3 protein-coding genes and 1 pseudogene are annotated in these 11966 nt (G+C 71.2%); all 4 read right to left on the minus strand.

Annotated features, from left to right (window positions below; all coding sequences use genetic code 11):
* A pseudogene (locus EO174_RS15955) lies at window positions 1–571 on the minus strand (exodeoxyribonuclease V subunit alpha); the annotation flags it as partial.
* Window positions 572–794: 223 nt separating this feature from the next.
* On the minus strand, window positions 795–4991 hold the full coding sequence (gene recB / locus EO174_RS15960; protein WP_241240027.1) for an exodeoxyribonuclease V subunit beta: 4197 nt from the start codon (window positions 4989–4991) through the stop codon (window positions 795–797).
* Window positions 4988–8392, minus strand: a complete 3405-nt coding sequence (gene recC, locus EO174_RS15965; RefSeq protein ID WP_126945833.1) for an exodeoxyribonuclease V subunit gamma — start codon at window positions 8390–8392, stop codon at window positions 4988–4990. The genes recB and recC overlap by 4 nt, the downstream gene beginning before the upstream one ends.
* 385 nt (window positions 8393–8777) lie before the next feature.
* On the minus strand, window positions 8778–11966 hold a 3189-nt coding region (locus EO174_RS15970; RefSeq protein WP_126945836.1), incomplete at its 5' end, for a putative Ig domain-containing protein.

Raw genomic sequence — 11966 nt, forward strand, 5'->3', positions numbered from 1 at the left:
CTTGGTGGACAGATGGCTCGGGCAGGCCCGTACCCTCACCCGCCCTTCGGGCACCCTCTCCCCCCGGGAGAGGGGGTGGGTCCACGGGGTGAGTGGCTGGGGTCGGGTTCGGGAATAGCTGTGCGAATAGCGGGGCCAGCGTGGCGGCGTCGAAGGGCAGCGGCGACTGGGCGGCGATGCGTTGCAGGCCCAGCGCCAGGCGGCGTTCGTACTCGCGGTAGCGGCGCAGGTAGAGCAGGCCGTGTTCCAGGACCAACGGGCAGTCGGCGGCGGCGGGGTCTTCCGGAGCCGGCTGGTCGACCCAGCGCGAGGCGGCCAGGGTGCGTTGCCAGTCGGCGGGGTCCGGCAGTGCGGGCGATGGGCCCTCGCGCGCGTCCAGCAGCATGGCGGCGCGCGCGGGGTCCAGCCCTGCGTGGCCGCTGGTAACGGCCAGCGAGGCGAGCGCGGCGCCGGCCAGGACCTGGGGGTCGGTGTCCGGGGCCAGGCGTTGCAGGCTTTGCGCGAGCGCCAGATCCAGCGGGCGTAGCGCGTCGGCCTTGATCAGCGCGCTGAAGAGGTTTGGCTGGTTCATGGGGTGGACGCCTGGTGGGCGGAGGCGCCTCGGGCGAGTTGTCGATCGGCACAATTCTGATCCTGCACGACACCCTCACCCCAACCTCCGCTGCGCATCCCGGCCCGCGCGGCGTGGTGCAGGCACTGCCAGGCACGCGCGCCATGGCGCGCAAGCGGTGTGTGCTCGCCCCGAGGGGCGCGCGGCTTGCGCACAGCGCTGGGCGGGAGTGCGGTTTGTTGGGTCATGGCTCGGATGCTTCGGCGGCGGACCTGCCCTCACCCCACCCCCTCTCCCGGGGGGAGAGGGGCGCTTGACCGTCGGGGGAATGAGGCGCTGCTGCGTTGCTGGACAGGGGCTCGGTGGGATTGCCGGCGAACAGGGCATCCAGGGCCTGGACCAGGGCCGGATCGAAGCGCCAGGCGTGGATGCCGGGCGCAACGCAGACGGATGCCGCTTGGATGCCGGGTGCGGCCGCGTCGGACATGGCGTCGCTGGCGACGGCGTCGCGTGCAGGGTCGGAGCGGGAGCCGGAATTGGCCTCGGCATCGCGGGCGCGATCGGAGCCGGGGTTGGCCTCGGCATCGCGGGCGCGGTCGAAGCCGGGGTTGGCCTCGGCATTGCGGGCGCGGTCGGCGCCAGGGTCGGCTGCGGCGTTGCTGGAGGGGTCGGAGCCGGGGTCGGTTGCGGCGCTGCGGGCAGGGTTGAAGCCGGGGTCGGCTGCGGCGTTGCGGGCAGGCTCAAGGCCGGGGTCTGATGCCGGGTTACGGCTGGCGTCCAGGCCGCGGCAGAACAGGTAGCGCACGCCGCCGAAGTCGCGGGCGTAGTCGTAGCTATCGCCCAGGCGGAAACGCAGCCAGCGGTGCAAGGCGACGGTGTAGATCAGCGCCTGCAACTCGTACTCGCTGTGCGCCATGGCGCGGGCCAGGGCGTCGGCGTCGTAGCTGGGCAGGCGGTTGGACTTGTAGTCGAGCACGTACCAGCGCCCGTCCACGGTGTAGGTGAGGTCGATCAGGCCGGTCATCAGGCCTTCCAGCCGCTGGCGCGCGCCGAAGGCCTGGCGCTCGCCGACCACGCCAAACCGGTGCAGCAGTGCCAGCAGTGCCTCGACGCGGGTGGGCCGCATGGCGAAGTGGAATTCCATCTCGTTGCGGCGCTGCGGCGCGGGCACGGCGGCCAGGGGGGTGCCTTCGGGCAACATCACGGTGAGGGTGTGGCCGATCAGGGCGGTGAGCATGGCCAGGCCGTCGTCCCATTCCTTCTCGACGTAGCCGCCGCGTTGCAGCGCCTCGAGGATGGCGGCGGCCTGCCCTTCGGGTGCGGGTTGGCCGGGCTGCCACGCCTGCCAGGCGGCGAAGTCGCAGCGCTCGAACACGTCGTGCATCACCACGCCGAAGCGGTTGCCGGCAAAGCGCGGGTCGAAGGCGTCGACCTCGGTGGCCACCGCGATCGCCTCGCTGCCGGCCGGCTCGTCGCTGCCGCCGCTGCCGACCACCGTGGCGCTGGCCATCGGGTCGCTGGCGGCGCCGGCATCGGCATTGGCCAGCTGGGTAAAGCTGTAGACCCACCAGTCCGGGGCGATATGCCGCTGCGCGGTGCGCGCGGGCGGCACCTGTGCCTCGAGCGGCGGCGGCAGCCGCGGCAGGGTGGCCGGCGGCGTGGACGTGTCGACCACCACCGCGCCCTCGCCGGCCGCGCCCTGCAGCGCGTCGAGCGCGCGCAGCATGCCGGACAGTGCGGTGCGCTCGTGCTGGTGGAACGGGCCGCTGGCGATCCACAGCGCGTGCTCGGCACGGGTCAGGCCAACGTAGAGCAGGCGCGCGTCCTCGGCGCGTTGTTCCTGCTTCCAGGCCGCTTCGGCGGCACTCCAGCTTGGGTCCTCTTTGTCAGTCTTCCAGTGCAGCTGGCGGCCGAGCTCGGGCGCATGCACCACGCAATGGCGGCCGGCGCCCTTGTCGCTGCGGCCGATACCGATGTACGGCAGGAACACCAGCGGATACTCCAGGCCCTTGCTCTTGTGCAGGGTGACGATCTGCACGCGGCGCGCGTCCGATTCCAGCCGCAGTTGCTGGGCTTCGTCGTTGTCGTCGGCATTGGCGATGCGGCGCGACAACCAGTCGACCAGGCCATGCGGGCCGAGCGCGCGGGCGTCGGCTTCCTGCAGCAGTTCGGCCAGTTGCAGGTAGTTGGTGAGGCGGCGTTCGCCATCGACCAGGGCCAGCAGGCGTTGCCCGTGCGCGGCGCCCAGCTCGCCGATCAACGCCAGCGGCCCGCCGCGTTGCCAGCGCTCGCGCCAGTCCAGCGCCTGTTGCTGCCAGCGGCGGTGGCGCTCGCCATCGTGTGCAAGCGCGGCGATGGCGGCGGCGTCCGCGCCGATCAGCACGGTGGCCAGGGCGGCGCGCAGGCGGCTGTCGTCACCCGGGTCGAGCAAGGCCTGCAGCAGGGCCAGCAGCTCCAGTGCTTCGTCGGTGGCGAACAGGCTCTGTTTGCCGGCCGCCACCGCGGGGATGCCCACCGCGCCCAGCGCCTGTTGTATGCGCGTGGCCTCGCCGTGGCTGCGCACCAGCACGGCGATATCGCCGGCCTGCACCGGGCGCGCGTTGATGGTGGCGGTGCCGTCGCGGCCACCGGCCAGCCAGCCGCGGATCGCCGCCACGCAGGCGGCGGTGGCCAGCTCGCGGGCGCGGCCGGCGCTCCAGGGTTTGGGCTTGCCTTTCGCAGGCGGCGGCGGTTCCGGCGCACGCCACAGCGTCAGCGCCGGGGCGGGGCCGCCATCGCGTTGCAGGTCGGCATCCACCCGCTTGGTGCCGGGCTGCACCGGGTGGAAGGCGATGCCGTCGGTGAGGAAGGCGTCGGTATAGCCGGCCTGTGCGTACAGCGCGTCGATGGCCGCCAGCACGCCGGGGCGCGAGCGGAAGTTGTGGCTGAGCGGCGGGGCGAGTTCGGCAGTGACCGCAGCGGCCAGATAGGTGCGCACGTCGCCACCACGGAAGCCGTAGATGGCCTGCTTGGGGTCGCCGATCAGAAACAGCGCCGGCGCCAGGCCAGCCGCGCGCGCGAGCGGGCCTTCGCCGAACACATTGGAGAAGATCGCCCACTGGCGGTCGTCGGTGTCCTGGAATTCGTCCACCAGCGCGATGGCGTATTGCGCGCGCAGCCGCGTAACCAGGGCGCCGGCCTGCGCGCCTTCCAGCGCGTGCGCAACGCCATCGACCAGGTCGTCGTAGGTCTGCACGCGGCGCTGGCGCTTGAGCAGCGCGAGCCGTGCGATGGCGTCCTCGCGCAGGGCGTGCAGCAGGCGGATGCGGCGACGCGTGCGCCATTGTTCGACACGCGCCAGCGCGGTGAGATAGCCGTCGATCTCGTGGCTCAGCGGCGAGGCCGGCGTGCGCTCGACGAACTTCTTGTTGGTACCGGCGGCCAGGTCCGCGGCGGTCAGCTTGATCAGCTTGGGGTGCGGGGCGGTGTTGACCGATGGCGCGGCGGCGAAGCTGTCGAACCAATGCCACAGCGAGGCCAGCCACTCCGGTTTGTAACTGACCTTGCTCAGGATGCCGCCATCGATGGCGGCCATGATGGTGTCGAAAAACGCGGTGCCGTGCGCCTGGAATGCGGCGGCCAGTGCGGTACTGGCGTCCTGCACGGCCTGCAGCAGCGCAGCGGAATCGTCTGGGGTGGTGGCGGCCGCCGGCAGCAGCGTTGGATGGCGCACCAGCGCGCGCAGATCGCTGGCCAATGCCTCCGGGCCGCCCGACCATAGCGCGATCAGGTCTTCGGCCATCGCCGCATCGGCGGCGCGCTGGCGCCACAGGTCGGCGGCGACTTCGCCGAGCAGTTCGCGGTCGTTGGCGAGCAGTTCCGGCGCGGCGAAGGCCTGGCCGCTTTCCAGCGCATGTTCGCGCAGCACGCGCGCGCAGAAGCCATGGATGGTGAACACCGCGGCCAGGTCGATTTCTTCCACCGCCTGTTGCAGGCGGCGGCGCAAGGCAGCCGGTGTCTCGGTGCCGGTAGCCAGATGAGTGGCAAGGATGGCCCGGGTGAGCAGGACATCAGGCGCGTCCTGTAGGAGCGGCCCTGGCCGCGACGGGTCGTTGGCGAAGTCGGTCGCGGCCGGGGCCGCTCCTACAAGAGCCGATGCGCCATTGGGCGCCGGTGTTGTGGGCAGGTCGGTCGCGGCCGGGGCCGCTCCTACGGGGGCGTTGGGGACAAGGGTTGCGGCCAGCACCAGGCGCTCGCGGATGCGGCGGCGCAGTTCCTGGGTGGCGGCCTCGGTGAAGGTGACGGCGAGGATCTGGCCGATGCGCAGGCCGCGCTCGACCACCAGCCGGGTGAACAGCGTGGCCAGGGTGAAGGTCTTGCCGGTGCCGGCGCTGGCCTCGATCAGGCGCACGCCATGCAGCGGCAGGTGCAGGTACGGGTCGGTGACCGGGCTGGCGCTCATTCGGCCTCCTCCTGCGCGCCGTGCCAGTGGCGCCAGCTCTCGACCAGGCGCTGCGGATCCAGCGTGGCGTCGGCGTTGCCGCGCTCGAGCAGGTCATACACGCGGTGGCTGGTGGTGGCGAACTCGGCGAAGCGCTGCGCATCGGCGAACGGGTCGCGGCCGCGGTTAACCAGGCGCAGTTCCGGGCTGTGCGACTCGCTCCAGCCGAAGCTGGATTGCCACTGCCCGGCGGCCTCCTTGATGGCCTTGTCCAGGTCGTCGCCGCGCGCGGCCTGGTGGTATTTCCAGCTGCTGTAGGGCGCGAAGGCCAGCGGCGCCTGCAGGCCGTGCCGATACAGCTGCAACAGTGCGGCCAATGCAGTTTGCGCCTGCGCCTGCGACAGCGGGTCGGGGTCGATGGGATGCGGGCCTAACCCGTCTTCGTGTTCGAAGAAGCGCACATACGGCGCGTGCTCGCCGGCAGCGCGCAGCAGCAGCCATTCCAGGCCGTGGCGGATCGCGCTGCGGCCGCTGAGCGCGCCGACCTGCACGCGCCCCACCCCGCTCGCATACCAGCCGGGCACGCGGCCGTGCACCTCGACATCGCCGATCTGCACCTGCAGCCGGTGCGACTGCGCCGGCGCCTCGCCGCGCCATTGCCGGAATGCCTCGGCATACGGGCGCAATTGCGCCACCCGCTCATCGAGCTGGCGTCGCCCCAGCGGCCCGGACGGCAGCAGCGCGCGCGCGCGCAGGCGCTCGTAGAGCCGGCCGGTGTCGCCGGCCAGTGCGGCGTCGAACACATGCTGCTGCAGGCCGTATTGGTCCAGCCCGCGCGTGGGCGCGAGCAGCGGCTCCAGGTCGCTGTCTTCGCTGGCCGGGTCGGGCAACCGCATGCCCAGACGATGGCGCAGGAACTGCCCGGCCGGGTCGGAAAACAGGCGGCGCAGGTCGTCGATCGAGACGCTGCCCGGCACTGCGCTGTCGTCGGCCGGCAACGCACCGGCCACCCACGGCGCGAGCGGCTGGCGCTGGCCGACCAGGCTGTCCACCGACGGTCGCCATTGGCGGCGATAACTGAAACGGCGCGGGTCGGCGCCGTGATCGCCCGGCGCACCGAAGGCGGCGGCGGCGAATGGCTGCAACGGGTGCTCCACCACCAGCGTGGCGATCGCCTGCGGCTCGGCGTGGTACTGCGCGGCGCTGCCCAGCAGTTCGCTGACCAGCACCGACGGTTCGCGCGCGCTGCCATCGCGCGCATCGGCGCCGAGATAGCTCAGGTAGAACACCTCCTGCGCAGAGGCGAACAACTGCAGAAACAGGAACCTGTCGTCCTCGCGGGTTGAACGGTCGCCATGCCGGCGGCGCTCGGTGCCCAGCTCGGCCGTGAGGCGATTGAGCCCGGCGGCCGGGTCGCGGCGCGGGAAATCGCCATCGTTCATGCCGAGCAGGCAGATCACGCGGAACGGCAGCAGGCGCATCGGCACCATGCGGCCGAAGCTGATGCCGCCGGTGAGCAGCGGCGCGCGCGTGTCCGACTCGCCCAGCACCGCGGCGAAGTGCGCACGCACCACCTCGGCCGGCACATCGCCTGCGTAATCGGCGCGCACCGCATCGCGGGCGAACTGGTCTATCAGGCTGCGCAAGCGGTCCAGCGCGCGCTGCGCGCGCGGTGCCGACGGCGCCTTCGGAATCAACGCATCCAGCAGGCCGAGCAGACGCTCGCGCCACTCGACTGGCGTCATCGCCTTGGCCAATACCGACTGGTGGCGTTCGAGCACGCCCAGCAAGTGCAACAGCGTGTCCAGTGCGGCCAACGCGCTGCCTTCCAGCTGCGGCCAGGGCGCCACGCCCTCGATATCGTCGTCGGCGCCGCTGGCATGGCCGAGCAGCAGCCGGTCCAGTGCGAAGCGCCAGGTGTAGGCGTCGTCGCTCGGTGCCTGGTGCTGACGCCGATGCGCCGCATCCAGCCCCCAGCGCGCGCCGGCCGCGTGCAGCCAGCCGCGCAGGCGTTCCAGCCCGGCTTCGTCCAGGCCGGCGGCCTCGGCGATCGGCGCGCTGGCTAGCAGGTCGAGAATCTCGTGCAGGCCGAAGCGTGCGATCGGCAGGCCGAGCAAGGTGAGGAACACCTCGGCCAGCGGCTCGCTGGCCAACGGGCTGGCATCGGCCAGCGCATACGGCAGCGCGTCGTCGCTGCCGTGGCTGCCGAACACCGCGTCCAGGTACGGCACGTACGGGTCGATGTCCGGCGACAGCACCGCGATCTCGCGCGGCTGCAGCGGCGGGTCGAAGCGCGCATCGTCGAGCAGAGCGCGCAGCTGGTCGTGCAGCACCTGCAGCTCGCGCAGCCGCGTATGGCAGGCATGCACCTGCAGGCTGGGGTCGTGCAGATTCACCGTCGGCAATGCGGCAGGCACGCCTGGCGCGCGGCGATGGAACAGGTCGCTCTGCATGCGGCGCAGCAGGCTGTCGCCCAGGCCGCCGTCGGCCAGTGCGCGGCGCCCGGACTCCAGCGGGTCGGCGTAGACGGCGATCTCGGCCAGCGGATGCACCACCTCGTAATCGCCGACCAGCGCCATGAAGTCGCGCCCGGCCGCGCCCCAGGCCTGCAGCAGCGGGTTTTCCTGTACCTGCTCGGCAAACAGCTGCATCGCGCCGTCTTCGCGGCGACGTTGCCACAGGGTCTGCAGATCGCCCCAGTACCCTTGCGTGGGCGTGGGCAGATAGAAATGCAGCGTGCCCACACGCGCCTGCGTGGCCAGCACGCGCAGCACGTCGGGCGAAATATTCAAGATGGCGAAGGCGAACAGGCGCCTGGGCAAGCCCTGCGGCAACGGACCATCCGGGCGCGCGTAGCGATCCAGGTACTGGCCGATGCGGCGCGCGCGGTATTGCCGGCCGGCGGCGATGCTGCGCCACAGGCGCGCCTGTGGATCATCGGGGTCGGCACCGCCTTCCCAGCGCAGCAACCAGTCGCGTCGCCAGGCCTGGTACTTCTCGAACACATTGCCCAGCTCGCCGGCCAGTGCCCAGGGCTTGAGCACATCGCCGTCGGACAGATAACCGGCCAACGGCGCCAATGCCGCATCGTTGCCCAGGTCGGCCTGCAATGCGGCATACAACCGCCACTGTGTGGTGGCCATGTCCAGATCGTCGTCGGCCGGGCCGAGATTGCATTCCAGCGCGCGCGCGACGAATTCGCCGGGGGTGAGGAATTCCAGATTCGCCGCCACGCCGTGCTCGGCGGCCAGCGTGGACTGCAGCCAGCGCCGCATCGCCACCTGCGGGATCAGCACCACCTCCGGCTGCAGCAACGGCTGCTCCGGCACCGGCCGGCGCAGCTCCTGGGCGAGCAAGGCGGCCAGCGTATCCAGCGCATTTGACGGATAGAGGCGGAAATCGGGCGCGGAAGTGGCGTGCATGCGTGCGTGCATTGTGCCGGATGCGGCCGTGCTGCGCTGTTTGCCAAGGATCTGCATGCAGCGGTCGGTGCCGATGCCCAGGGCTGTCCTGTGACATGGGCAACTGCACCGCCGCGCGTGGCGATCGACTGCCGACGCGCGGCAGACCTGAGCAAACCCGGCACCGCCACCGGCAGGAAAGCAGACAGGCGGACCAGCCTGCACGCTGGCTTCGATGCACTGCGGCCGATGTGCGTGGCGGTCTGTCTACAACCCACCGGCGACCAATGCGCAGCGCAGCACCAGCGCCGCCATGCAACACATACCGCCGGCGGCATCACAAACGCGATGGGCCGGGGTAGTCGCCCGGCCCATCGCGTTGCTCAGTGCATGACGCTGGAGACGATCAGTATTTCTTTTCCAGATTGATCATCCAGGTCTGATCGTTGTTGCTGTCGCCATCGGTGATGCCACGGTATTCCAGCCGCGTCGACAGGCCCTGCTCGGTCAGCAGCGCCGCACCGATGCCGACCATCAGGCGGTTGCGGTCGAACGCGCTCTGGCCGGCACGATAGAACGGCCCGCCGTTCAGATCGGCATAGCTCAGCGTGGCATCGCCGCGGCCCTGGAAGTCGCGCTGGTATTCCACCCGCAACTGCGGGGTCAGCCGGCCCCAGGCCACTTCGCGGCGCCATTCCAGGCGCAGGCCCAGGTTGCCGGTGGTGGTGGCCACGTCCATGTCGTCATAGCGCAGCGCGAACGGCGCCACGCCGTCTTCGACATAGCCATCCAGCGTGGCGCGGGCCACATCCACACGTGCATACGGGGTGATCTGCAGTTCGCCGCGCTGCAGGTCCGCACCGGTGGAGACCGACGCAATCCACTGCTTGCCGTCGCGGTTGCCCTCGGCCATCGAGCTGTCGTCGGTGACGAAGCGGCGCAGGTCGTAGGACAGCAGCTGGTAGCCGACCAGGGTGTCGAAGAAGAACGCCTTGCCCGGATGGAAGCTGGCATACAGCGCCATGGTGTAGGCGGTGGCCTTGGAGTGGCTGCCGTTCCTGCCCACATCGCTGTCGTCGCGGCCCCAACCCAGGCCCGCACCGATCGCCAGCGACTGTGCCACCCGGTAATCGGCGCCCACGCTCAGGCCGTCGGTCTGGAAGTCCACCCCGTTGCTGTTGGACTGCTTGTCCAGGCTGCCCGAGCGGATTGCACCGCCCACCCACAGCCCCAGATCGCCCTGACCCTGCGCGGTGCTGTTGCCGCTGCTGGCCATTGCTGGCGCATCGCGGAAGTCGTTGTCGGCCTCCTGCGTGTCCGGGCTGCACGGCTGCGCACTGATGCCGCGGTCGGCCTGGCGGCAATGCGAGGTCGGCTGGAAGCTCACCGCGTTGCTGAAGGTGCCGCCGCCGCGGTGGGTGGCTTCCAGGCGGCGCTGGAAGTTGTCGATCTGCGCGCGCGCAAAGCGCCGGGTGGACTCGGACTGCGCATCGATCAGGCCACGCACTTCCGCATCCACGCTGGGGTCGCGGCGCGGCGCGATGGTGAACACCACGCTGGCCGGCACCGAGGTGGCGAACGCATTGGACAAGGTGAACTGCACCGTGGCCTGGCCGACGAAGGCCGGGTTGGGGGTGAAGGTCAGCATGAACGTGGGCGTCTCGGCCATTGCAGCGGCCGCCGGCGACGGGCCGGAGGCACGCGCCGCCGCCGCGGTGGCGGTGCCGCCGGTCCGGGTGATGGTGGCGGTACCGGCCGAGGCCGGCAGCACCGCGACCACGGCTGCAGCCACGAACGGCCCGCCGGTGGCATTGCGGGTCAGGTCGACCTGCTGCGCTTCGCCGGGCACGGCCGCGGCGGTCACCGATACCGCCACCGGCCGCGCGTTGACCGTAATGGTCAGCGTGACCGCGGCCGACGTACCACCGCTGCCGGTGACCGTGTAGCTCACCACATCGGTGCCGACGAAACCGGCGGCCGGCGTGTAAACCAGCTCCAGCCCGTTGACCACGGCGGTGCCGTTGGTCGGCGCGGTGGCAATGCCGATCGATGCGATGTTGCCGGTGTCGTTGGCGGTCACCGCCACCGTCACCGCAGCATCGGACATGGTCGCCGCCACATCCGCCACCGCCACCGGCGCCGCATCGCTCACCGTGAAGCTGTAGGCCTGGGTGGCGCTGGCATTGCCGGCGTCGGCCACCGCGATGGTGAAGGACGAGGTGCCCTGCGTCGTTGGCGTGCCCGACAGCGTGCCGTCGCCGGCCAGCGTCAGGCCAGCCGGCAAAGTGCCGCTGGCGATGCTGTAGCGATAAGGCGCGACGCCGCCGCTGGCCGTGAGCACCTGGGTGTACGCGCTGCCGCGCGTCGCCGGTGGCAGGGTGGGCTGCGCCAGCACCAGCGTCGCCGCCGCGATGGTCAGCGTGTAGCCGCGGCTGGCCTGCGCCGCCGGGCTGGGCGTGCTGTCGGTCGCGGTCAGGGTGAAGTTGAACGTGCCCGACGAGGTCGGCGTGCCGCTGAGACCACCGATCGCCGCGTCCAGGACGATACCGCTCGGCAGGGCGCCGGCTGTCAGTGCATAGCTGTAAGGCGCGATACCGCCGGTTGCGGGCGCGATGGTCGCGGCGTAGACCTGAGCGGCCGTGCCGGCCGGCAAGGTGCTTGCCGGCAGGTCCAGGTTCGGGCCGTCCACCGTGAAGGTATACGCCTGGGTGGTGCTGGCATTGCCGGCGTCGGCCACTGCGATAGCGAACGAAAAGACGCCTTCAGCGGTCGGCGTGCCGGACAACGTGCCGTTGCCGGACAGGGTCAGACCGGCAGGCAAGCGGCCGTTGGCGACGCTGTAGGTATACGGCGCGACGCCACCGGACGCGGTCAGGACCTGACTGTAGGGCCTGCCACGCACCGCTGGCGGCAGCGTGGGCTGGCCAGGCACCAGGGTGGCGGCTGCAATCGTCAGCGTGTAATTGCGGCTGGCCTGGGCCGCCGGGCTCGGCGTGCTGTCGGTGGCAGTCAGGGTGAAGGCAAAGCTGCCCGACAAGGTCGGCGTGCCGCTGAGCGCACCGGTCGCAGCATCCAGCACCACGCCGTTCGGCAACGTGCCGGCCGTCAGTGCGTAGCTGTAGGGCGCGGTGCCGCCGGTCGCCGGCGAGATGGTCGCCGCGTATGCCTGCCCGGCCGTGCCTGCCGGCAGGGTGCGGGCCGGCAACGCCAGGTTCGGGCCGGCCACCGTCAATGCATAGGCCTGCGCAGCGGTGAAGCTGTTTGCGTCGGTCGCGGTCACGGTGAAATTGAAGCTGCCTTCCGCCGTCGGGTTGCCGGACAGCGTGCCGTTGCTGGCCAGGGTCAGGCCGGCCGGCACAGTGCCCGCGCTTACCGCATAGGTGTACGGCGCAGTGCCGCCACTGGCGCTCAGCACCTGGCTGTACGCGGTGCCGCGGGTGGCGGCCGGCAGCGTGGTGGGCGCGACCGCGATCACCGGTGCCGCGATGGTCAGCGTGTAGCTGCGGCTGGCCTGCGCCGCCGGGCTGGGCGTGCTGTCGGACACGGTCAGGGTGAAGGTGAACGTGCCTGCCACGGTCGGCGTGCCGCTGAGGGT

The sequence above is a fragment of the Xanthomonas sp. BRIP62418 genome, assembly GCF_003993495.1.
Taxonomy (GTDB): domain Bacteria; phylum Pseudomonadota; class Gammaproteobacteria; order Xanthomonadales; family Xanthomonadaceae; genus Xanthomonas; species Xanthomonas euroxanthea.